This window comes from Pseudomonas sp. Irchel 3E19, assembly GCF_900187585.1.
In the GTDB taxonomy this organism is placed as follows: Bacteria; Pseudomonadota; Gammaproteobacteria; order Pseudomonadales; family Pseudomonadaceae; genus Aquipseudomonas; species Aquipseudomonas baetica.
Genome location: NZ_FYDT01000003.1, coordinates 121,687 through 145,330, shown reverse-complemented (window position 1 = coordinate 145,330; position 23,644 = coordinate 121,687). Strand labels below are relative to the sequence as shown.

The 23,644-nt window shown below is 59.8% G+C and carries 15 protein-coding genes and 3 pseudogenes; 6 read left to right on the top strand and 12 right to left on the bottom strand.

Going from position 1 to position 23,644, the window contains the following annotated elements:
• Window positions 1-2 precede the first annotated feature (2 nt).
• Genes CKW18_RS03115 through CKW18_RS03105 form a run of 3 tightly spaced genes read right to left on the bottom strand, consistent with a single transcriptional unit; the run spans window position 3 to window position 1,754 of the window.
• A complete protein-coding gene (locus CKW18_RS03115; protein ID WP_095187408.1) occupies window positions 3-263 on the bottom strand; it encodes a phosphopantetheine-binding protein in 261 nt (86 codons plus the stop codon).
• On the bottom strand, window positions 244-1,053 hold the full coding sequence (locus tag CKW18_RS03110; RefSeq protein WP_095187407.1) for a 1-acyl-sn-glycerol-3-phosphate acyltransferase: 810 nt from the start codon (window positions 1,051-1,053) through the stop codon (window positions 244-246). The genes CKW18_RS03115 and CKW18_RS03110 overlap by 20 nt, the downstream gene beginning before the upstream one ends.
• Window positions 1,029-1,754: a beta-ketoacyl synthase chain length factor gene (locus tag CKW18_RS03105; RefSeq protein ID WP_095187406.1), complete on the bottom strand. Its 726-nt coding sequence runs from the start codon at window positions 1,752-1,754 to the stop codon at window positions 1,029-1,031. The genes CKW18_RS03110 and CKW18_RS03105 overlap by 25 nt, the downstream gene beginning before the upstream one ends.
• Window positions 1,755-2,110: 356 nt before the next feature.
• Here CKW18_RS03105 and CKW18_RS03100 point away from each other — a divergent pair, with 356 nt between their 5' ends.
• A complete protein-coding gene (locus CKW18_RS03100) occupies window positions 2,111-2,881 on the top strand; it encodes a ParA family protein (RefSeq protein WP_095187405.1) in 771 nt (256 codons plus the stop codon).
• A 132-nt stretch (window positions 2,882-3,013) separates the two neighbouring features.
• Here CKW18_RS03100 and trxC read toward each other — a convergent pair whose 3' ends face one another.
• The 6 genes and pseudogenes from trxC to CKW18_RS31385 form a co-directional block, all read right to left on the bottom strand.
• On the bottom strand, window positions 3,014-3,448 hold the full coding sequence (trxC, locus tag CKW18_RS03095) for a thioredoxin TrxC (RefSeq protein WP_095187404.1): 435 nt from the start codon (window positions 3,446-3,448) through the stop codon (window positions 3,014-3,016).
• An 80-nt stretch (window positions 3,449-3,528) separates the two neighbouring features.
• Window positions 3,529-4,992, bottom strand: a complete 1,464-nt coding sequence (gene selO, locus CKW18_RS03090) for a protein adenylyltransferase SelO (protein ID WP_095187403.1) — start codon at window positions 4,990-4,992, stop codon at window positions 3,529-3,531.
• A gap of 48 nt (window positions 4,993-5,040) precedes the next feature.
• Window positions 5,041-8,394, bottom strand: a complete 3,354-nt coding sequence (gene mscK, locus CKW18_RS03085; protein ID WP_095187402.1) for a mechanosensitive channel MscK — start codon at window positions 8,392-8,394, stop codon at window positions 5,041-5,043.
• 34 nt (window positions 8,395-8,428) lie between these two features.
• On the bottom strand, window positions 8,429-10,171 hold the full coding sequence (locus CKW18_RS03080) for a potassium/proton antiporter (RefSeq protein ID WP_095187401.1): 1,743 nt from the start codon (window positions 10,169-10,171) through the stop codon (window positions 8,429-8,431).
• A 240-nt stretch (window positions 10,172-10,411) separates the two neighbouring features.
• Window positions 10,412-11,011, bottom strand: a pseudogene (locus CKW18_RS31390) (methyl-accepting chemotaxis protein); the annotation flags it as partial.
• Between the two features lie 303 nt (window positions 11,012-11,314).
• Window positions 11,315-11,971: pseudogene (locus CKW18_RS31385) on the bottom strand (MCP four helix bundle domain-containing protein); the annotation flags it as partial.
• A 346-nt stretch (window positions 11,972-12,317) separates the two neighbouring features.
• Between CKW18_RS31385 and CKW18_RS03070 the strand changes: the two are divergent.
• Both CKW18_RS03070 and CKW18_RS03065 read left to right on the top strand, forming a co-directional pair.
• Window positions 12,318-12,548 carry a hypothetical protein gene (locus CKW18_RS03070; RefSeq protein ID WP_095187399.1) on the top strand — a complete coding sequence of 77 codons (231 nt, stop codon included), beginning with the start codon at window positions 12,318-12,320 and terminating at the stop codon, window positions 12,546-12,548.
• Window positions 12,545-12,847 (top strand): cell division protein ZapA, encoded by a 303-nt coding sequence (locus CKW18_RS03065; protein WP_095187398.1) that lies wholly within the window; start codon window positions 12,545-12,547, stop codon window positions 12,845-12,847. The genes CKW18_RS03070 and CKW18_RS03065 overlap by 4 nt, the downstream gene beginning before the upstream one ends.
• A 104-nt stretch (window positions 12,848-12,951) precedes the next feature.
• Here the strand turns inward: CKW18_RS03065 and CKW18_RS03060 are convergent, their stop codons facing one another.
• Window positions 12,952-13,308, bottom strand: coding sequence for a hypothetical protein (locus tag CKW18_RS03060; RefSeq protein WP_095187397.1), 357 nt, complete (start codon window positions 13,306-13,308; stop codon window positions 12,952-12,954).
• 210 nt (window positions 13,309-13,518) lie between these two features.
• Between CKW18_RS03060 and CKW18_RS31380 the strand changes: the two are divergent.
• A pseudogene (locus CKW18_RS31380) lies at window positions 13,519-14,604 on the top strand (cache domain-containing protein); the annotation flags it as partial.
• Between the two features lie 21 nt (window positions 14,605-14,625).
• Complete coding sequence (locus CKW18_RS31375; RefSeq protein ID WP_371857605.1) at window positions 14,626-15,471, top strand: methyl-accepting chemotaxis protein; 846 nt, start codon at window positions 14,626-14,628, stop codon at window positions 15,469-15,471.
• A 147-nt stretch (window positions 15,472-15,618) separates the two neighbouring features.
• Here the strand turns inward: CKW18_RS31375 and CKW18_RS03050 are convergent, their stop codons facing one another.
• Together CKW18_RS03050 and putA are read right to left on the bottom strand one after the other, a co-directional pair.
• Complete coding sequence (locus CKW18_RS03050; protein ID WP_095187395.1) at window positions 15,619-17,421, bottom strand: acyl-CoA dehydrogenase; 1,803 nt, start codon at window positions 17,419-17,421, stop codon at window positions 15,619-15,621.
• Window positions 17,422-17,681: 260 nt separating this feature from the next.
• Window positions 17,682-21,635 carry a trifunctional transcriptional regulator/proline dehydrogenase/L-glutamate gamma-semialdehyde dehydrogenase gene (gene putA, locus CKW18_RS03045; RefSeq protein WP_095187394.1) on the bottom strand — a complete coding sequence of 1,318 codons (3,954 nt, stop codon included), beginning with the start codon at window positions 21,633-21,635 and terminating at the stop codon, window positions 17,682-17,684.
• A gap of 456 nt (window positions 21,636-22,091) precedes the next feature.
• Here putA and putP point away from each other — a divergent pair, with 456 nt between their 5' ends.
• Complete coding sequence (gene putP, locus CKW18_RS03040) at window positions 22,092-23,576, top strand: sodium/proline symporter PutP (protein ID WP_095187393.1); 1,485 nt, start codon at window positions 22,092-22,094, stop codon at window positions 23,574-23,576.
• Window positions 23,577-23,644 lie beyond the last annotated feature (68 nt).

Genomic DNA, 23,644 nt, shown 5'->3' with positions numbered 1-23,644 from the left:
TCTCAAGCTGCCTGTTTTGCCGTGACGAAGGCCGCGAGGCTCGCCACATTGGTGAAGTGGTTACGGGTGTCTTTGGCGTCGGCGTCGATCTTGATGCCGTATTTTTTCTGGATCGCCAGACCCAGTTCCAGCGCGTCGACCGAGTCCAGGCCCAGGCCTTCGCCAAATAGCGTCTGGTCGTCGCCAATGTCGTCGACGCTGATGTCTTCGAGGCCGAGAGCGTCGATGATCAGCAGTTTGATGTCACGATTCAGATCGCTCATCTTCGGCGAGCTCCTTAATAAAGTAAGAGTGCAAATAATCGTTGAGCTTGCGCGAGGCCTGCGGGGCAGGGCCCATCGCGGCAAAGGTCTGTGGGTCTATATCGGCCCCGACACGAAAACTGAAGTGCACGCGACGGCGCGGGATCCGATACCAGGGTTCGGCCTTGGTCAAAGTGGTCGGGCTGACCTTGATGATCACCGGGGTAAGAATCTTCGCACCACGCAGGGCAATCGCCGCTGCTCCCCGATGAAAGGCCGGTGCCTGGCCCGGTTGAGTACGGGTGCCTTCGGGAAAAATAATCAGCGTCTGGCCGTTTTGCAGGGACTCGGCGGCGGCATCGAGCATGTCCATGCTGCCGTCGTTGCTGATGTATTCGGTACGGCGTAGCGGGCCACGGGTAAAGGGGTTTTCCCACAGGCTTTTTTTCACCACGCAATTGGCATGGCGCACCAGTCCTATGAGGAAAACCACATCGATCAGCGACGGGTGGTTGGCGATGATCATTTGCCCCGGACGGCCCAAGCGCTCGGCGCCCTGAATGTCATAGGTCAACACGCCGGTGCGGGCCATGAACTGCACGAAGAACCAGAACAGCCGACTCACCGTTTGCCGCGCACGCTGGCGGTGTCTGGCAGCATCGCCTGGCAGGCAGGCGAGCAGTGGAAAAACCACCAAACGCAGGCACAGCCCGCCGAGCCCGAACAGAGCAAAGCTTGCTGCGGTCGCCAGCAAGCGCCAGTAGTAGGCGTCGCGGTTTTTCTCGGTCACGGGTTGCGTTGCCAGGTCCATACACGATTTTTCCAGGCATGTTGGCAAAGGGATTGCTGGCCAAGCAGGGTGCGCAGCAGGTTGAGCGCATGGGGCCAATGCGCTTTGGACAGTGCTTCGGTGCTGCTGTTCAGGGTCAGCCGCCAGTCGGTACCGGGGGTGAGCAGCAGTCCCAGCGCGTAAGGAAACGGTACATCGTCGATCCACTGCGAATAGGCGGCGGGCGGTTGTTCTTCAGTGATCACCAGCAACACCGCCGGAGCGCCTTCATTGAGCAGCGCCGCCGCTTCGAGCATGCCGTGTTCCAGACCGTCGCCCGCGGCGGCGAGGGCGGTCATTTCGCTGGTTTCGCCGCGCATGATCGACCACAGACCGATGATCGCGTTGTGCACCGACAGGCTGAACTGAGTCGGCGACAGCGGTTCATCTTTGGCAAGGTCGCTGAGAATGTCGTAGGTGCGCGGGGTTTCGCCGTGTCGCGAGACAAACACCAACGGCAGGTTTTCCCGACCATCGGCCAGTGGCCAGCCGACACTGAAGGCCATTCGGGCCAGACGGCTGAGGCGGCGGCGTTGCATGGCCGGTAAAAACGACACATCGGGCGCGGCATCGTTGCTCTGGAGCACGACCGGCTGTCGGCTCCAGGCCTGCCAGGCGTCCACGCTGTCGAGCCCAGGGGCCCACGCGCGCCATTGGGCGATGTTGAAGTTGATCACGGACATTCATCCCGCCCCTGCGGGCTTTTGTTGACGCGTTGAATCGCCAGAGCCGCAGCAGACTTGACGTGGCGCATGGCGCCGGGTGGCGCGCATTATCCCGGTGCGACGAGTCTGTAGCAAATGCTGGTTACATTTTGCGCAATGAAATGTACCGAGTGGTTCGCAGAAAAACTGTCACTTGGCCATTATCCAGATTGATTGGGATTTGTCTGTCAGGCATCTCGACGATTAATGACGTTTTCTGCTCTGTCGGTATTCGGATATTTGCATCAGACCTTGTAGTCCGCTTCCGTGAAGGTAGCGAAGCGAGGTCTCGCGCATCTACACTCGGTCATTCTTTGATACACGGAGGTTTTGTCATGCGGCGCGTGGTGTTCAATCAGAAAGGTGGCGTAGGCAAGTCCAGCATTGCCTGCAATCTCGCAGCGGTGAGCGCCAGCGAGGGTTATCGCACGCTGTTGGTGGACCTCGATGCCCAGGCCAACTCCACTCAGTATCTGACCGGGCTCACCGGCAACGACATCCCGATGGGTATTGCCGACTTCTTCAAGCAGACACTGTCTTCCGGGCCGTTCTCCAAGAAGAATCAGGCGGACATCTACGAAACGCCGTTCGACAACCTGCACATCATCACCGCGACCGCCGAGCTGGCCGATCTGCAGCCCAAGCTTGAGGCCAAGCACAAGATCAACAAGCTGCGTAAGTTGCTCGATGAGCTATCGGAAGATTACGACCGGATCTACCTCGATACGCCTCCCGCGCTGAATTTCTACGCTGTATCGGCGCTGATTGCCGCGGATCGCGTGCTGATCCCTTTCGATTGCGACAGCTTTTCGCGCCAGGCCTTGTATGGCTTGCTGGCGGAAATCGAAGAATTGAAGGAAGACCACAACGAAGGGCTGGAAGTCGAAGGCATCGTGGTCAACCAGTTCCAGGCCCGGGCGAGTCTGCCGCAGCAAATACTGGATGAGTTGATCGCCGAAGGTTTGCCGGTGTTGCCGGTGTACCTGACCAGCTCGGTACGGATGCGTGAGTCGCACCAAGCCAATACGCCGTTGATCCACCTCGATCCGCGACACAAGCTGACTCAGCAGTTTGTTGAGCTGCACAACCTGCTTGAAGATCACTGATTTGCCGGATTGCACCCAACCTACCTGTGGGAGCGAGCCTGCTCGCGAAGCGGTCGGTAGATTCAACATCTGAGTTGACTGACCGAACGCCTTCGCGAGCAGGCTCGCTCCCACAATTGGAGTTGCGTTGGGTCAGATCCCCTGGCTACGCAGCCACGCCATCAACTGCGGCAACGGAAACGCGCCACTCTGGCGCGCCACTTCCCGGCCGTTCTTGAACAGAATCAAACTCGGAATCGAGCGAATCCCCAACTGCGCTGACAACTGCTGATTGGCTTCGCTATCAAGCTTGGCCAAGCGGCACTTGCCGGCCAATTGCGCAGCCGCCTGCTCGAACACCGGCGCAAACGACTTGCATGGCCCGCACCAGTCCGCCCACACGTCCACCAATAACGGCAGATCGCCCTTGATCTGGCTGGCGTAGTCGCCTTGCTTGAGTTCGAACGGTTTGCTTAACAGCACTGCAGATTTGCAGCGCCCGCACTTCGGCTGGTCGGCGAGGCGCTCGGCTGGAATGCGGTTAAGGCCGTTGCAGGATGGGCAGGGGATGAGGAGTGGGTTGGTCATGTTCGGCTCGGAGAAGTTTTACGATGCGTACGCCTTATCTGGAGACGCACGAATCGCTTATCAAGATGGAGTTCAGCCCTTTAAGAAGAACAACTGATCTCCAAATGCTTGCCCCACTCCGGCGGCCGCTCTGCATAACTCTCCATCCCCGGCTGTTCCTCGAACGGCTTGCTAAGCACAGCATGCAAGCGACGAACCTCCGAGTAGTCGCCTTGCTCGGCGGCATCGATGGCTTTTTGCGCCAGATAGTTACGCAGGATGTACAGCGGATTGACCGCGTGCATCCGCGTGCGGCGCTGTTCCTGATCGAGCGCGCCTTCACGGGCAACCCGAGCTACATAACGCTCGCCCCAGGCATCGAAGCCTTTGATGTCGACGAAGTCGTCACGCAATTGCGTAACGGCCAGTTCCGCAGATTGATCACCCAGGCGGCGGAAGAACAGCGTGTAATCAACGCCGCTGTTCTGCATCAGTTGCAGCAGGTTTTCCAGCAGCAATTGATCGTCATCTTCAGCGGTGGTGAAGCCGAAGCGGCGGCGCATCAGGTCGAGGTAGTGCGCCTGAAACAGCGGCAAATACAGACCCAGCGTTTCGCGCAGGGCTTCGACGCTGATGAACGGCGTCAACGCTTGGGCGAGGGCGCTGAGGTTCCACTGGCCGATGGGCACTTGATTGCTGAACGAGTAGCGGCCCTGATCGTCCGAGTGGTTGCAGATGAAGTTGGCGTCGAAGTCATCAAGAAAGGCGAACGGGCCGAAGTCGAAAGTGATGCCGAGGATCGACATGTTGTCGGTATTCATCACGCCGTGGCAGAAGCCGTAGGCCTGCCATTTGGCGATCAGTTCGGCATTGCGCTCGACGATCTCGCGGAACATCGCCAGATACGGTTCCGGCTGTTCCAGGCATTCGGGGTAGTGCATCGCCAGCACATGTTCGCCGAGCTGCTTCTGCTGCTCGGGCCGTTTGGTGTAGTAGAAATATTCGAAGTGGCCGAAGCGGATATGGCTCGGTGCCAGACGCAGCACCATCGCCGCGCGTTCCTGCTTTTCGCGCCAGACCGGGGTGTCGGAACCGATCACGCAGGCCGCGCGCGAAGACGGGATGTTCAGCGCATGCAGCGCTTCGGAGGCAAGGAACTCGCGGATCGACGAACGCAGCACCGCACGGCCGTCGCCCATGCGCGAAAACGGCGTCTGTCCGGCGCCCTTGAGGTGCAAGTCCCAGTGTTCGCCGGCTTCGTTGTAAACCTCGCCCAGCAACAAGCCCCGGCCATCGCCCAATTGCGGGGTGTAGCCACCGAACTGATGCCCGGAATAGACCATCGCCCGCGGCTCGGCATCGGCCCACAGCTTGTGGCCGCCAAACAGTTCGGCAAATTCCTCGGTTTGAGCGGTCGCCAGGTCGAGGTCCAGCAAGGCCAGGGCCGCCGGACTGGCGACGACCAGACGCGGATTGTCGATCGGCTCGGGTAGCACGTGGGCGCAGAACGCGTCGCCCAGGCGGGCGAAGCGATTGTCGAAGGTCAGTTCGTCGAGGGCTTTCAAGGGCCTGCTCCAGCAGAATGTCCGAGCATTCTGCTGGGATTAGACCGGTTAGTCGAGTTTGGCCGGCGGCGGCTCTTGCAGCGGTTTCTGATCGTCGGGCACCGCGACGATGGTTTTGGTTTCCGGCTCGATCGGCACCATCTTGTATTCCTGGCCGTGCAGGTTCTTCAGATAAACCTCCATCTGCCGGAACGAGATGTTGATGTGCTGCTTCTTGAACTCGCGGTTGATGAAGCGGTTGACCTCGTCGAGCACCGGGTTGCGGTCACCGAGGTCACGCACATGCATACGCAGTTCGTGGTCGAGGGTGCTTTCGCCGAAGTTGAGGAAGTACACGTGCGGCTCGGGTTCCTTGAGCACGCGCGGGTTTTCCCGGGCAGCCTTGAGCAGCAGTTCTTTCACCAGATCCAGATCGGAGCCGTAATCGACACCCAGCTTGAGCGTGACTCGGGTGATGGTATCTGTCAGCGACCAGTTGATCAGTTGCCCGGTGATGAACGTCTTGTTCGGGACAATGATGTCCTTGCGGTCGAAGTCGGTGATGGTCGTGGCGCGGATGCGGATCTTGCTCACCGTGCCGGACAGGTTGCCGATGGTGATGGTGTCACCGATCCGCACCGGGCGTTCGAACAGGATCATGATGCCGGAGATGAAGTTGGCAAAGATCTCCTGCATGCCGAAACCGAGACCAACCGACAGCGCTGCCACCAGCCACTGCAACTTGTCCCAGCTCACACCAAGCGTCGACAGGGTCGAGACGAAGCCGACGCCGGCGATCACGTACGACAGCAGCGTCGTGGTGGCGTAAGCACTGCCCTGAGCGAGATTGAGCTTCGACAGCACAAACACTTCGAGCAAACCGGGCAAGTTGCGCGCGAGGGCGAAGGTGATGCCGATGATGATCAGCGCGCCGAGCATGTCGCCGATGCTGATCGGCACCATGCTCATGTTGGCGCCGGTGCCGCTGGTGTATTCGTAGAGGGTGATGTTGTCCAGGTACGAGAACACCGAAATCAGGTCCGACCAGACCCAGTACAGCGCCGCGATAAAGCCGCCGAGCAGCGCCAGGCGAATCAGGCGCAGAGACTGTTCGTTGACCTTTTCGATGTCCAGGGTCGGTTCTTCGATCACCGCTTCGCCGTCGCCGGCCTCTTTCGCTGCCTGGCGTTTGGCCAGGGCGCGCTGATAGGCCAGACGCCGCGCCGCCACGCTCAGGCCACGCACGAAGGTGGCTTCGATCACCAGCCAGAACATCAGCAGGTAGAGGGTGTTGATCAAGCGGTCGCTGAGTTTCAGTGCGGTGTAGTAGTAGCCGAAGCACACCGCGACGAACAGGGCGATGGGCAGCAGGGTGAACATTACCCCGACAGCCTTGCGAAACAGTGAAGCGTTTTCGTGGGCCGGGCTGCTGATCAGCAAGCGACTGAGCAACCACGCCATTAACGCGTAGCAGGTCAGCACCACCGGCATACCGAGCACATCGTCGGCGAGTGCCGCCGGTTGCAGTTCGGCGACCGCCACTACGGCGACCAGTGCCATGACCACCAGCCCGAGTCGGCGTACCCAGCCTTGAAGGAATTCGACCTGGGGTTTTTCCCAGCGGAAATGCAGTTCGGCGACGCCACCCGGCGCGAGAATCCGGTAGGCGGTGTAGAACACCAGCCACGCCTGCCCCATTTGCAGGAGCGCCGCGCCCATGTTGGCGTTCTGGCCGCGGGCGTCGATCTGCAAGGCCAGACCACACAGGCCCAGACCGAGCGCCACCGGCATCGCCAGCAGAATGTTGATCAGAATCGCCTGCGGGGTGTGCCACTGACTGTCGCGTTTGAAATGGCCGATGTCCTGGTGAACCTTGTTCAGGCGACCGTAGAGACTTTTACGCCGCCACAGCAGTGCGCCGATCAGCAGTGCCAGCGGCAGGAACAGCAGCGGTCGCTGGGTCAAACCGTCGGTCAGTTCGCTCAGGCTCGAAGCCCATGGCAGGGTGTCGACCTGACGTTTGAGACGCTCCGGCACGCCGCGCATCCATTCCAGATCCAGCGGCTTGTTGCTCGGGATCCAGAACATCTGCTCATCGAGGGTCGCGCGCAGGCTTTGCGCGGTGCTCAACAGTTGCTTTTGATTGAGTTGCAGGGTGATCGATTCGTTGAGCATCGCGCTCAACTCGCGATTCAGACGCTCCAGCAAGTCGGCGCGGGTGTTGGCCAGATCCAGCAGGCTTTTGCGCAGTTGCGGGGTGACTTGTTCCGGTGGCTGAGCGGACAGCAGGTTGTCGACGTAGGCCGCCGGATTGCTCAGTTGTTCACGCTGCTGGCTGACGTCAAATTGCCACAGACGAATGTCGGCGATCTGATCCGCCAGGTCGCGGTCGACCTTGAGCCGTGGCAGGGCCTGTTTCTGTTTATAGAGAATCTTCGACAGCAGCAGGCTGCCCTTGAGCACGCTGATCTGCTCGTCCAGAGCCGAGTCGCTTTGGGTCAGGGTGTCGAGTTGCTGTTTGGTTTGCAGATTCTGCTGGGTGACTTCGTTGAGGCGGTCGGTGCTTTTGAGCAGATAGTCCGACAGCTTGAGGTTGGCCGTGCTTTCGATAGCAAGCAAGCTGCTGCTGCCGGCCTTCTGCGCTTCGATTGACTGCTGGGTGACGGTTTCCTGCGATTGTGCCAGACGCTTCTGGTTGATCAGCGTTTGCAGTTCCTGAATTTCGCGATCGAGGCGCTCGGATTTCTCCGAGAGCAGGTCATGCTGGGCGTTGCCCAAGTCTTGCAACTGGCTGTTGCCGGCCAGTTCCTGACGGCGCAATGGGATCAACGCATTCAGTGCCGACAGTTCCGCGTTCAACTGGTCGCGTTGCTCGGCGGTGATGGTTTTTCCCGCGTCCTTGCCGGACTTGAGGATGTTGTTGATCTGCTGGATGCGCGTCTGGCTCGTGGAGATTTCCGCCTGGGCGCGCTCGGGCCGGGTCTGGGCGGTAATGATCAGGCTGTTGGCGTCGGCCAGGGCCTTTTGCAGATCACTTTGCTGGGTCGAGCGATCCGTCAGAATCTGCTCCAGTTGCTGGATCGACTCCTTCGGAAAGCGCTGCGCCACTGGCACCACTGCAGTCGCCTTCAGGCGCGTCAGTTCGCGGGTGTTTTCGATGGTCTGCTTCGGCGCGGTGGCCAGTTGCTGCTTGAGATCGATCAGATTCTGTTCGTAATCACGCTGATTATTGAGTTGAGTCAGCGTGCTCTGCAGGATGGTTTGCAGGGTCTTTTTGTCAGCGTCGGGCAGCTTACTGTCGGCGAGCTTGTCCAGACGGGCCTGCACGGCTTCGCTGGACGGTGGTTCGGCGGCATAAAGCGGGCCGACAGTAAGACTAAGGCCCAACAGGGCCGCGGCGAAAAAGGAGCGCAGGGTAGGCATAGAGACCGGTCGAGCAAGTGATAGTGGACGCAGTTTAGAGGAAGAGCCCGGGGCCCGGGCGACTTCCTTCGGGGAATCTGACGCCCACTTTGCCGATCTTGTTCCCGTCCATGACTGCAACTGTCCAGTGGGTGTTGTTCCACTCCACCTGGTCACCGACGATCGGCGCACCGCCGACTTTATGGGCAATGAAGGTGCCGAGGGTCATGTCTGGGTCGATGCCTTCGGCCGGCAAGCCATAAAGCGCGGCAACCGCTTTAAGCTGGGCGTCTCCTTCGAGCACGAAGTCGCCGAAGAAACGCAGATCGAGGCCGCGTTGCGGCGCCTGGCTGAACAGTTTTCCCAGGGCCGGCAAGTTGTGTTCATGGCCGATGACACACAGCAAATCATCGACCTCCAGCACCGTACTACCCGACGGATGGAGCAGTTGCTGGCCACGAAACAGCGCGGCGATCCGTGTACCTTCGGGCATTTTCAACTCGCGCAGGGGCGAACCGATGCACCATTTCTCGGCGCCGAGCTTGTAAACGAACAGCTCCCACTCGCTGGTGATGTGCACTTCCAGTGCGGATCGGGAAATCGGCGCGGGCTCCGGCGGTACCGTCACCTTCAGCAGTTTGGCCACCCACGGCAGGCTCGTGCCCTGCACCAGCAGCGACACCAGCACGATAAAGAACGCGAGGTTGAAGTACAGCTGCGCATTCGGCAGCCCCGCCATCAACGGGAACACCGCGAGAATGATCGGTACCGCGCCACGCAGGCCAACCCAGGAAATAAAGGCTTTCTCGCGACCATGGAAGGCCTTGAACGGCAGCAGGCCAACGACCACTGACAGCGGCCGCGCGAACAGAATCATCCACAGCGCAAGGCCGAGGGCTGGCAGGGCGATTGGCAACAGATCGTGCGGCGTGACCAGCAGCCCCAGTACCAGGAACATGCCGATCTGCGCCAGCCACGCCATGCCATCGAGCATGTGCAGAATGCCGTGGCGGCTGCGCACCGGGCGGTTGCCGATCACCAGACCGCAAAGGTACACCGCGAGGAAGCCGCTGCCGTGCAAGGCATTGGTCAGGGCGAACACCACCAGACCACCGGCGATCACCAGAATCGGATACAGGCCGGCGGCGAGGTTGATCCGGTTGACCAACTGCAGCATCAGCCAGCCACCGCCCAGCCCGATGACGCCACCGATACCGAACTCGCGGATCAAGTGGGTCAGCAGGCTCCAGTGCAGGCCGGTCTGGCCGCTGGCGAGCATGTCGATCAGGGTGACGGTGAGAAACACCGCCATCGGATCGTTGCTGCCGGATTCGATTTCCAGGGTGGCGGTCACCCGTTCGTTCAGGCCTTTGCCGCCGAGCAGCGAAAACACCGCTGCGGCGTCGGTCGAACCGACGATGGCGCCGATCAGCAGACCTTGAATCAAGTTCAGATCGAACAGCCACGCCGCCGCCATGCCGGTCAGCCCGGTGGTGATCAACACCCCGACCGTGGCCAGCGACAACGCCGGCCATAACGCCACGCGGAAACTGGAAACCCGCGTGCGCAAGCCGCCGTCGAGCAGAATCACCGCCAGGGCGAGGTTGCCGACCAGATAGGCCGTCGGGTAATTATCGAAAATAATCCCGCCGCCATCGACCCCGGCCGCCATGCCGACCGCGAGAATGATGACCAGAATCGGGATGCCGAGACGGGAAGACAGAGAGCTGACAAGAATGCTTGCGCCTACCAGCAACGCGCCGATCAAGAACAGGCTGTTGATGGTCGTCGCATTCAAAGGCAGTACTCCAGAAGCGTAAAGACGGGCACAAACTGACCATGCAGTCTGCGTGCCAGCGATTCTAACCTGTTGAAATGTGATGCTGTCAAAAAGCTTTTTGCGCTGGGGCCGTTGATCGTTCCCACGCTCTGCGTGGGAATGCCTCAATGGACGCTCTGCGTCCGCTTGGGACGCGGAGCGTCCCCGGCTGCATTCCCACGCAGAGCATGGGAACGATCGACAGCAGAGCAGGCAGGTTTAAAGACTGAACCGCCCAACCATATTGTTCAGGTCCAGCGCCAATCGCGACAGCTCGTTGCTTGCCGCACTGGTCTGATTCGCCCCGGTCGCCGATTGCACCGACAGATCGCGGATGTTCACCAGGTTGCGATCCACTTCCCGCGCCACTTGCGCTTGCTCTTCGGCGGCGCTGGCGATGACCAGGTTGCGTTCGTTGATCTCGACGATGGCGGTGTTGATGGTGTCCAGCGACATCCCGGCACCACGGGCAATGTTCAAAGTCGACTCGGCGCGCTCGGTGCTGTTACGCATCGAATCCACAGCGTGTTCGGTGCCGCTCTGAATGCTGCCGATCATCCGTTCGATTTCGCTGGTCGACTGCTGGGTACGGTGCGCCAGGGCACGAACTTCGTCAGCCACCACCGCAAAACCACGACCGGCTTCACCGGCACGCGCAGCTTCGATCGCAGCGTTCAGGGCCAGCAGGTTGGTCTGGTCAGCCAGACCACGGATCACGTCCAGCACCTTGCCGATGTCGCGGGATTCGTTGGCCAGATCGCCGATCAGGCTCGCTGTGCTCTGCACATCGGCGCTCATGCGTTCAATGGCGCTGACGGTTTCCTGCACGAGGTCACGGCCGTCGCCGGCAGAGGTGGTGGCGTTCTTCGAAGCTTCCGAAGTGCTCACCGCGTTGCGCGCCACTTCTTCCACCGCGCTGGTCATTTCGTTGACGGCGGTAGCAGCCTGTTCGATTTCGTTGTTTTGCTGAGTCAGGCCACGGGCGCTTTCGTCGGTGACGCTGTTGAGTTCTTCCGCAGCCGATGCAAGCTGCGTGGCCGAACCGGAGATCCGCTGCAAGGTATCGCGCAGCTTCGATTGCATCTTGGCCATGGCCGCCAGCAGGCGCCCGGCTTCGTCGGAGCCGTCGACGTGGATCGACTGTGTCAGGTTGCCCTCGGCAATGGTTTCAGCGGCATCCAGTGCCTTGGCAATCGGCCGTGTGATGCTGGTGGTCAGCAGCCAGGCGAACAGAAAGGTCAGGCCGGTGGCGATCACTAGCAGAGTGACCACCAGGTCGAACGCCGATGAGTACTGTTCAGCGGCTTTTTGATTGGTTTCGCTGATCTGACGCCCGTTGAGCTGCATCAAGCTATTGAGTACGGTATTCATCGCTTCGGAGTTGTCCAGCAACTCGGTGTTGATCAGGTTGCGCAGTCCATCCACCTGATTGTTGCGCGACAGGGTTTTCATCCGGTCTTCGATCTGGCGGTACTGGCCCAGCAACTGCACATATTGATCGTATTCCGCGCGTTCCTGCGGGCTGGCAATCACCGGCTCGTATTCTCTCTGGGCTGCGCTGATCTGCTGATTCCGCATGTCCAGCAACTCGATGGTCTTCTGTTGCAAGTCCGGTTCGCGGTTGACCAGCAAACGATACGACAACACGCGCAGACGTAACGTCAGCTGAGTGAATTCATCAAGGCTCTTGATGCTTGGCACGCTGCTGGTGGTGATGAGCTCTGCGGCGCCGCGAATTTTGCTCATCTGGTTCAAGGCGAATACGCCGAGAATCAGCATCAGGCCGCCGATCAGGGCGAAGCCGGTAAACGCCCGGGGGGCGATGTTCATATTGCGAAGGGACATGGTGCGGATACCAAGAAAGGGCCGCATCCATGCGGGCTGAGACTGCTGTATGGATGACTTATCGGTCATACGGCTTAACTCTTGAGCGCGTGTGCGTCTTTGTCGCAGCGCCCCCGGGGCGACGAAGTGCAGGAACCAGATCGGCAGATGACAGTCTTTTAAACTCGTGAGAGCGTTCGCCCACCAGGAAAATCAAGGCCTTGCGCCGGTTTAACCCTGGCATCCGTGGTGACTTTTCTTTATCGTACGCGCCCTTTGAAAAACGCTTGGAAGATCAAAAATGTTGGAAGCATCCCTCAGCCAATTGGAACAGCTCGTCAGCGATCTGGTGCAACAGAACCAGAGCCTTGCGCAAACCAACCAGACTCTGTCCACGGAACTGGCCCAGGCCAAGGATGAAAACGAAAGCCTGCAACTGAGCCTGATGGAGCAGGAAGAGAAGCACGGCGCCACTGCAGCACGCATTCAAGCCCTGGTTGATCGCGTCAACGCAGGTCCTGTCAGCGCATGAACCACCACACAGCAGGGGTAAAAGTTGTCTCCATTCTTGGGGAGGACTATTCGATCAAGGCACCGGCCGGGGAAGAACAGACCCTGCTGGACGCCGCTTTGATGCTCAAGGCCGCGTTGGCGGACACCAAAAGGAAATACCCGACGCTGATCGGTGACCGCCTGCTTGTGCTGGCGGCAATGAATCTGTGCTCGCAGCAGATCGAAATGAAGAAGCAGCATCAGGAAGAACTCGACCGTTACCAAGAGCAAGTCAGCGCCACGGTAGATGTCATTGCCAAAACAATGGGTCAGGGTTGAAAAAGCGTTGATAACAAACTGATCTGGCAGAGGCGCGAACGCGCAATGGAAATCAGGGGGAGGGTTTCTCCCCCCAGAAAATCAGCGATCCTGCCCCAGTTCTTTTATCGCTCATCAAGCATAATTATCGGATCAAACTTACCTTCGTCGTTCGCTTGGAACATTATGTGGGAAACACGCCCGGTCCCGGAGGGATGGATCACTAAGTCGCCCTTTGTTAAATATTTCGCGATTTCGCTCAGGCTTGATGGAGCCGTCTCTACCGGACGGGGCTTGCCGTCAGCTAAATCCATCAGTATTAACTTCAGTTTCCAATCCTCACCCTCGCTGATCAGCGTTTTTGAGATGACTCTCGCGTTGCCCCTCCCGTCTCCAAATGAGACTTCGTCTCCCGGCTTGAGATACTTGGACATTTCGGCTTCAGTAACAGGTTGTTTATTTGCGCCTTCATTCAGTTTCATGGGTTTTCCCCTGTGCACTTATCGAGTGGTCACTCATTGAATATCCACCGGCAGTGTTTTCTTTCTCATGAAATCTAACAACTGTTAGAAATAACAGTGTATCGATTCAGCTGCGCGTATCTGTTTGATTGTATACAATTATTTTGATTTTTGTATGCGATCGGCACGGCTGTTGCATTGTTTCAGCCACTTATTCTTTGGGGGTGCTCCATGCAGTTGTGGCGACGCAGTATTCAATGGCAGCTGATTCTCAGCATGGGCACCGCTCTGCTGGTCAGCATTCTGATCGTGGTTGGCATTTATACCCTGGTGGTCAACCGCCTCGCCCAGAGCTATCTGGTCGAACAAGCGCTGCCGTCGAGCATTGAAGCGACGCGCAACGACATTGAGCGCATCCTCGTCCAACCCCTCACCGCCGCTAAAGACATCGCCAGCAATTCCATGGTGCGCGACTGGTTGGCAGCGGGTGAAGACAGCAGCAAAACGGCGGCCTTCGCGCAGTATCTGGAAGGCATCCGCGCCGAACACAAGGCATTTACCGCTTTGATCATCGGCACCGAATCCAATCACTACATCACCGAAAAAGGCCTGGATCGCACCCTCAGTCGCGCCAAGCCGGCCGATGCCTGGTTCTATTCCTTCCTCGACAGCAACCAGCCGCGCACCCTCAATATCGACAACGATGGCGCTACCGGGGAGCTGGCGCTGTTCATCGATTTGAAGGTCGAGCAGGCCGGCAAAGTGGTGGGTGTTGCCGGGTTGGGTCTGAGCATGAAAGAGCTTTCGGAGTTGATCCACAACTTCAGCTTTGGCGAGCGCGGCAAGGTCTATCTCGTGCGTTCCGACGGTTTGATTCAGGTGCATCCTGAAGCGCAATTGAGCGGCAAACGCACCTTGAGCGAGCAGATCGGTGCCGATGCGGCGCAGTCGGTCATGGGGCAGCTCTCCACCTCAAAGGCAGTTGCCGTGACCAGCAGCTTTAAGCGCGACGGCGAAGACTTCCTCGCCTTCAGCCTGCCGCTGCGCGATTTAGGCTGGACACTGGTGGCCGAAGTGCCGCAGGCGCAGATCTATGCCGAAGCCCGCAACGCAATGTGGATGAGCGGCGGCATCGGTCTGGCGGTGGCGTTGGTGTGTCTGGCGCTGATCGTGTGGCTGGCCCAAGGTCTGGTGCGGCCGATTCGTCAGGTAACAGCCGCACTGGTAGCAATCGGTAGCGGTGGGGGAGATTTGACCCATCGGTTAGATTCCAGTCGCGCCGATGAACTGGGCGACCTTGCCCGTGGCTTCAACCGCTTCCTCGACAGTCAGCGCGGGATGATCGGTGAAGTGCTGACCACCAGCGAGCGCTTGCGCACGGCTGTTGGCCAGGTAGCAAAAGTCGTTGAAAACACCGCCGAGCGTTCCGGCCGCCAACAGGAAATGACTGACATGGTCGCCACGGCTGTCCACGAAATGGGCCTGACCGTGCAGGAAATCGCCCAGAACGCCGGCAACGCGGCGCTCGCTTCGCAAATCGCTCGGGATGAAGCGATGCAGGCGCGGGAAGTGGTCGGCGGTTCGATTCGACATATAGAAAGCATGTCCGATGAGATCGGTCTGGCGGCCGGCGCTGTGGGTGAGTTGGCGGATCAGGTGGCGTCGATCGATTCGGTGCTGGCGGTGATTCGTGGTGTCTCTGAACAGACCAATCTGTTGGCGCTGAACGCTGCCATCGAAGCGGCACGTGCCGGCGACATGGGCCGAGGATTTGCGGTGGTGGCGGACGAAGTGCGTACCTTGGCGCGACGGACTCAAGCGTCCACCGACGAGATCCAGCAGATGATCGGCAGCCTCAAGCAAGGCGCCGAAAACGCTGTGTCGTCGATGCGCACCGGACAGGCAGCGACCGGCACAGGGGTAGAGTCGAGCCAGCGCACCGGGGCGTCGTTGACGGCGATTACCGGGCAGGTCGAGCGCATCAGTGACATGAACCATCAGGTGGCGACGGCGACGGAAGAGCAATCGGCGGTGACTGAAGAGATCAATCGCAACGTGCAGGGGATTTCCGATCTGGCTAGGGCCACTGCGGGGGAGGTTCGGGCGTGTCGTGAGGATTGTCAGATGTTGCAGCGGTTGGCGGATGATCTGGCGCGGCAGATGGGTGGGTTCAAGCTGTCCTGAAAGGTATGTTGTTTGAACTGACGCCTTCGCGAGCAGGCTCGCTCCCACATTGGGTCCGGTGTATCCACAAACCCTGTGAACAACACAAAACCCTGTGGGAGCGGGCTTGCCCGCGAAGACGGCATCAGCCGCTACACAGCATTTGGATCAGAACCACGAATCTTGCATGTTCAGACACGTCTCATCCCGCGCTTCCAGCAACGCCAGCTCATGGTGACAGCCCGGCACTTCCCACGTCAGGAAATACCGCGCCGCCTGCAACTTGCCCTTATAGAAGTCGACATCCGCCGCATTACCCTTGGCCAACCCTTCTTCGGCACGAATCGCCTGCTCCAGCCAGCGCCAGCCAATCACCGTGTGCCCGAACACCTTCAGGTACAGCGCCGAGTTCGCCAGGCTGCTGTTGACCTTGCCTTGGGCCAGATCGGTCAGCAAACCGAGGGTCACCACTTGCAGACGTGCGACCAGTTTCTCCAACGGCTCACGCAGCGCAGTTAACGATTCGTACGCGCTAGCGCGCTCGGCCGTGTCGGCGATCAGGCGAACCAGTTGCTTCAATCCGGCGCCACCGTTCTGCGCCAGTTTGCGCCCGAGCAGGTCCAGCGACTGAATGCCGTGGGTGCCTTCGTGGATCGGGTTCAAACGGTTGTCGCGGTAATACTGCTCCACCGGATATTCGCGGGTGTAACCGTGGCCGCCGAGGATCTGGATCGCCAGTTCGTTGGCTTTCAGGCAAAACTCCGACGGCCAGGATTTGACGATCGGCGTGAGCAGGTCCAGCAGTTCGTGTGCTTGCTTGCGTTCGGCTTCGGTTTCAAGCGTGGTGGTGTCATCGAACAAACGTGCGGCGTACAGCCCGAGGTCAAAGGCACCTTCGACGTAGGACTTTTGTGTCAGCAGCATGCGTCTGACGTCGGCGTGCTGAATGATCGCCACGGGCGCGGTGCTCGGGTCCTTGCTGTCCGGTACCCGGCCTTGCGGACGTTCGCGAGCGTATTCCAGCGAATACAGGTAACCGGCGTAACCGAGCATCACCGCGCCCATGCCAACGCCGATCCGCGCCTCGTTCATCATCTGAAACATGTAGCTCAAACCGTGATGCGGCTTGCCTACCAGATAGCCGACACACTCACCGTTATCGCCGAAGTTCAGTGCGGTCGATGTTGTCCCGCGCCAGCCCATCTTGTGGAACAACCCGGCCAGCAGCACGTCGTTGCGTTGGCCGAGGCTGCCGTCATCGTTGACCAGGAATTTCGGCACGATGAACAGCGAAATGCCTTTCACCCCCGGCGGGGCGTCCGGCAGTTTGGCCAGGACCATGTGCACGATGCTTTCCGACAGCGGGTGATCGCCGCCGGAAATGAAGATCTTGTTGCCCTTGAGGCGATACGTGCCGTCGGACGCGGGTTCTGCGCGGGTGCGAATATCCGACAGGGACGAACCGGCGTGGGGCTCGGTCAGGGCCATGGTGCCGAAGAAACGGCCGTCGATCATCGGTTGCAGGAAGCGCTGTTTCTGCTCTTCGGTGCCGAAGCTTTCGATCAGATTGGCCGCGCCCATGGTCAGGAACGGATACGACGTCGAAGCCGCGTTGGCCGACTGGAAATGTGCGAAGCAGGCTTGCGACAGCAGCGTAGGAAGTTGCATGCCGCCGGCATCGAAACTTCGCGCGGCGTTGAGGAAACCGGCCTCGAGGAAGGCATCCACCGCTGGTTTCACCTCGGGAATCAGGATCGCCTTGCCGTCCTCGTAGCGCGGCTCGTTCTCGTCGCCTTTGCGGTTGTGCGGCGCGAAGTACTTCTCGGCGATGCTGCGCGCGGTGCCGATGGCAGCGTCGAAGGTCTCGCGGTTGTGTTCGGCAAAGCGCTCACGCCGGGTCAGGCCCTCGGCATCGAGGACTTCGTACAGCTCGAAAGCCAGATTGCGGGAACTGAGCAGCGTCTCGGACATGGCGGCCTACCTGAAATGGGGGTTGGACCGAGTCTAGGCGTGCGGATAAAGGCTGAACAGGATGATTGATGGGCGTGATGTCGGGCCAGAGCGCCGACTTAACCAACACCCCATAACAACTGTGGGAGCAGGCTTGCTCGCGAAAGCGGTGGGGCAGGCAACATTGATGTCGACTGATTTACCGCATTCGCGAGCAAGCCCGCTCCCACAGGGGAATTACCTGCCAGGCGACCATTGCGGTCGCCTGGAGTTACAGCGGTTTAACCGATCGTCATCAGGCTGGCATTACCACCTGCCGCAGCGGTGTTAACACTCAATGCCCGTTCAATCACCAGACGCTCCAGCGCAATGTTGGTCTCGCCCTGGGACAAGCCCTGAACCCCAACGATCGCACCGGCACGCTTGGCGATCTGCTGGCAAACCCCGCGCAACTGGTCGGAATGGCCGTGATGCAGAACCGCATCAAACACCACTTCGTCCTTGTTCCAGTCGGAAGTCAGCTTGATCCGCGCCTGAATTTCTTTCGGCAGGCGCGCGAACAATGCCTTGCTGATGTCGGACTCCGGCCATACCGCCGAACCACCTACGGCCAGTACAGCGGCCAGTTGCGTCAGCAGATCGCCTTCGACGTCCGCCAGGCACAGCACGTGCTCGCGCGGCAGGATCGCATAGCTGTTCTTCTCACCGGTCGGGCCAGCCAGCACGCGGGTAATGCCGCTCTGCGATTGTGCGGCGTACTGCGCGCACAGCGTGCTCAGTTCTGCGTACTTGTTGCTTTCAGCCCAGGCTTTCAGGGTGTTCAGCGGCTTGCTCATGGCGTCGCGCAAACGAACGTCCGGCGCGACGGCAGCATCACCGCGAGCGAAGGATTGTTCGATGGCGTCCGTAGGACGGGTCGACAGCAAACGGTACAGATACAGCGGGCCACCGGCTTTCGGGCCAGTACCCGACAAGCCTTCGCCGCCGAACGGCTGCACGCCGACCACGGCACCGACGATGTTGCGGTTGACGTAGACGTTACCGGCATTGACGTTGTCGATCACCTTGGCGATGGTCTCGTCGATGCGCGTGTGCACGCCGAGTGTCAGGCCATAACCGGAAGCGTTGATCTGGCCGATCAACTGGTCGATCTCTTTGCGCTTGTAGCGAACCACGTGCAGCACCGGGCCGAAGATCTCGCGTTGCAGCTCGTCGAAGCTTTCCAGCTCGATCAGGGTCGGCATGACGAAGGTGCCGCGTTTGACTTCTTCGGTATCGGCGATCGCCACCTGGTACACGTTGCGACCTTTATCGCGCATGCCCTGGATGTGCTTGTCGATGCCAGCCTTGGCTTCGGCGTCGATCACCGGGCCAATGTCCACGGACAGACGCTCAGGGTTGCCGAGACGGCTTTCAGCCATCGCACCTTTGAGCATTTCGATGACGCGATCGGCGGAATCTTCCTGCAAGCACAGCACGCGCAGTGCCGAGCAGCGCTGACCGGCGCTGTCGAAGGCCGAGGACACCACGTCGATCACCACTTGTTCGGTGAGGGCCGACGAGTCGACGATCATCGCGTTCTGGCCGCCGGTTTCGGCGATCAGCGGAATCGGACGGCCCTGGTTGTCCAGACGCCCGGCGATGTTGCGTTGCAGCAGACGCGCCACTTCGGTGGAGCCGGTGAACATCACGCCTTTGACGCGCTCATCACCGACCAGGCCGGCGCCGACGGTTTCACCGCGACCCGGCAGCAGTTGCAGCACGCCTTCCGGAATCCCGGCTTCGAGCAGCAAACGCACGGCTTGAGCAGCGACCAGCGGCGTTTGTTCGGCCGGTTTGGCCAGTACCGGGTTACCGGCAGCCAGAGCGGCGGCAACCTGACCGCTGAAGATCGCCAGCGGGAAGTTCCACGGGCTGATGCACACCACCGGGCCCAGTGGGCGGTGGGCGTCATTGCTGAAATCGTTGCGCGCCTGCACTGCGTAATACCGCAGGAAGTCGACGGCTTCGCGCACTTCAGCGATGGCGTTGGCGAAGGTCTTGCCGGCTTCACGAGCCAGCAGGCCCATCAGCGGCTGGATCTCGCCTTCCATCAAGTCAGCGGCACGCTCCAGAATCGCGGCGCGTTCGGCCGGCGGGGTGGCCTGCCAGATCGGTGCAGCGTTCAGCGCGCATTGAATGGCGTTGTCGACGTCTTCGACGGTGGCTTCTTGAACGTGGCCGACCACATCACGGTGATCTGCCGGGTTCAGGACAGGCGCCGCAGCTTCAGTGCTGGAAGCGCAACCGAGCATCGGCGCGGCTTTCCAGTTGTTGTGCGCGGTAGCGAGCAGCGCGCAGGACAGCGAGGCCAGACGATGTTCGTTGGCCATGTCGATGCCGCTCGAGTTGGCGCGCTCAGAGCCGTACAGATCACGCGGCAGCGGAATGCGCGGGTGCGGCAGGCCGAAACCACCTTCCACGGTCGCCATCTGCTCGATCTGGGCAACCGGATCGGCCACCAGTTCCTGAATCGAAATCGACTGGTCGGCAATGCGGTTGACGAACGAAGTGTTGGCGCCGTTTTCCAGCAGGCGACGAACCAGATAAGCCAGCAGGGTTTCGTGAGTACCGACCGGGGCGTACACGCGGCACGGACGGTTCAGCTTACCTTCGGAAACTTTGCCTACAACCTGCTCGTAGAGCGGTTCGCCCATGCCGTGCAGGCACTGGAATTCGTACTGGCCCGGGTAATAGTTCTGACCGGCAATGTGATAAATGGCCGACAGGGTGTGGGCGTTGTGCGTGGCGAACTGCGGGTAGATGACTTCCGGTACCGACAGCAGTTTGCGTGCGCAAGCGATGTAGGAAACGTCGGTGTACACCTTGCGGGTGTAGACCGGATAGCCTTCCAGGCCTTCGACCTGGGCGCGCTTGATTTCGCTGTCCCAGTAGGCGCCTTTTACCAGGCGGATCATCAGGCGATGACGGCTGCGACGTGCCAGATCAATCACGTAGTCGATCACGTACGGGCAGCGCTTCTGGTAAGCCTGGATGACGAAACCGATGCCGTTCCAGCCGGTCAGTTGCGGCTCGAAGCACAGGCGCTCCAGCAGATCCAGCGACAGCTCGAGACGGTCGGCTTCTTCGGCGTCGATATTCAGGCCGATGTCGTATTGCTTGGCCAGCAGGGTCAGCGACAACAGGCGCGGGTACAGCTCATCCATCACACGTTCGTACTGCGCACGGCTGTAACGCGGGTGCAGTGCCGAGAGCTTGATGGAAATGCCCGGGCCTTCATAAATCCCACGACCGTGGGAGGCTTTGCCGATCGAGTGGATCGCTTGTTCGTACGAAGCCAGGTACTTCTGTGCGTCGTGTTCGGTCAGTGCCGCTTCGCCGAGCATGTCGTAGGAGTAGCGGAAGCCCTTGGCTTCGAACTTGCTCGCGTTGGCCAGTGCTTCGGCGATGGTTTCGCCGGTCACGAACTGCTCGCCCATCAGGCGCATGGCCATGTCGACGCCCTTGCGGATCATCGGCTCGCCGCTCTTGCCGATGATGCGGCTCAGCGACGACGTCAGGCCGGCTTCGTTGTGGGTCGACACCAGTTTGCCGGTCAGCAGCAGGCCCCAAGTGGCGGCGTTGACGAACAGCGAAGGGCTGTTGCCCAAATGCGGGTGCCAGTTGCCGGTGCTGATCTTGTCGCGGATCAGTGCGTCGCGAGTGCCTTTGTCCGGGATACGCAGCAGCGCTTCGGCCAGGCACATCAGGGCTACGCCTTCCTGGGACGACAGGGAAAACTCCTGCAGCAGACCCTGAACAATGCCTGCACGACCGCCAGCACTTTTCTGGTTACGCAGTTTTTCCGCGATGTTTGCTGCGAGCTTGTTGGTGGCTTCGGCCATCGGTGCTGGCAGGCGAGCCTGCTCGATCAGCATCGGCACCACTTCCGGCTCTGGGCGACGGTAAGCGGCGGTGATCGATGCGCGCAGTACCGATTGCGGCAAGATGCTTTCGGCAAATTCCAGGAAGCATTGGTGAGCGTGATCGGTGTGGACTTCGCCCGCGTCGTCGGCGTCCTTGGCGGTCAAACCGTTCAGCTCGGTCAGGGTTGCACCACCCTCGAGTTTTTCCAGGTAATTGAAAATTGCCTGCTTGATCAGCCAGTGCGGTGTGCGATCAATCGAGGTCGCGGCAGCCTTCAGGCGCTCGCGGGTCGGGTCATCGAGTTTGACCCCAAGGGTGGTGGTAGCCATATTTTTATCCTCATGGTTGCCACAGTTGCGTGGCATCAGCTGGCCGCAAGATTAGCCGTGCGCTGAAAGAGGTGCAACCGGGTGCAACCCTTTTTTTGTCGGAATAATAAGCAGCTCGTCAGGAATTATTTTCGGGTACGAAAGTACTGCTCTTGCTTGGTGCTTTTGCTTCTGAAAAAGACTCCGGACTGCGCTAAAAGGGAGCAAGAACGGTGCATTTAGTGGGAAATCCGACTAGGTGCAACTTATTCGCTCGAAACTGGTTGCACCTTATTTGATTTGTTGCATAGCATTCGCGCCCAAGGTGCAACCGGAATATCCGGTGCACCAGCTGGTGGCTTTCCTGGGGAAACATCAGTCCTAAATGCGCGGGATCCGGAATCGTCTGCCAAACACCATCGTTTGCGCGCGGTTCATCACCGCTGCTACATAAAAACAAAGCCAGGGCGTAACTCAATGAGCGTAAGCAATCCAACACTGATCACGTTCGTGATCTACATCGCAGCAATGGTGCTGATCGGCTTGATGGCCTATCGCTCCACCAACAACCTTTCTGACTATATTCTGGGCGGCCGCAGCTTGGGCAGCGTCGTCACGGCTTTGTCTGCCGGTGCTTCCGACATGAGCGGCTGGTTGTTGATGGGCCTGCCGGGCGCCATTTACATGTCCGGTCTGTCCGAAAGCTGGATCGCCATCGGCCTGATCGTCGGCGCCTACCTGAACTGGCTGTTTGTCGCCGGCCGTCTGCGTGTGCAGACCGAGCACAACGGCGATGCCTTGACCCTGCCAGACTATTTCGCCAGCCGTTTTGAAGACAAAAGCGGCCTGCTGCGGATCATCTCGGCGATCGTGATTCTGGTGTTCTTCACCATTTATTGCGCTTCCGGCATCGTGGCTGGCGCTCGCTTGTTCGAAAGCACCTTCGGCATGACTTACGAGACGGCGCTGTGGGCCGGTGCTGCCGCGACCATTGCCTACACGTTCGTGGGCGGTTTCCTCGCGGTGAGCTGGACCGACACCGTACAAGCCACGCTGATGATCTTCGCGCTGATCCTGACGCCGATCATCGTCCTGCTGGCCACGGGTGGCGTCGACACCACGTTCCTGGCGATCGAAGCACAAGATCCAAGCAACTTCGACATGCTCAAGGGCACCACCTTCATCGGCATCATCTCGCTGCTGGGCTGGGGCCTGGGCTACTTCGGCCAGCCGCACATCCTCGCGCGTTTCATGGCTGCGGACTCGGTGAAGTCGATTGCCAACGCCCGTCGCATCTCCATGACCTGGATGATCCTGTGCCTGGGCGGCACCGTGGCGGTGGGCTTCTTCGGTATCGCGTATTTCTCGGCACACCCGGAAGTGGCCGGTCCCGTGACCGAGAACCACGAGCGCGTATTCATCGAACTGGCCAAACTGCTGTTCAATCCATGGATTGCCGGTGTTCTGCTGTCGGCCATTCTGGCTGCGGTCATGAGTACCCTGAGCTGCCAGTTGCTGGTGTGCTCGAGCGCCCTGACCGAAGACTTCTACAAAGCATTCATCCGCAAAGCGGCTTCCCAGAAAGAGCTGGTATGGGTCGGTCGTGCCATGGTGCTGCTGGTTGCATTGGTCGCCATTGCTTTGGCAGCCAACCCGAAAAACCAGGTACTGGGCCTGGTGTCCTACGCCTGGGCCGGCTTCGGTGCGGCATTCGGTCCGGTTGTGCTGATCTCGGTCGTCTGGAAGGGCATGACCCGCGACGGCGCACTGGCCGGTATCCTGGTCGGCGCGATCACCGTGGTGGCGTGGAAGCAATGGGAAGTGATGGGGCTGTACGAAATCATCCCGGGCTTCATCTTCGCCAGCCTGGCGATCTACATCGTCAGCCTGCGGGGCGAGCCAACCAAAGGCATGGTGCAGCGCTTCGAAGCGGCGGAAAAAGACTTCCACCTGAACAAGTGATGCATTGAGCACAGGCTCACAGAAAAACGGCCCGTCTCCAACAGGAGGCGGGCCGTTTTTTTGTGTCT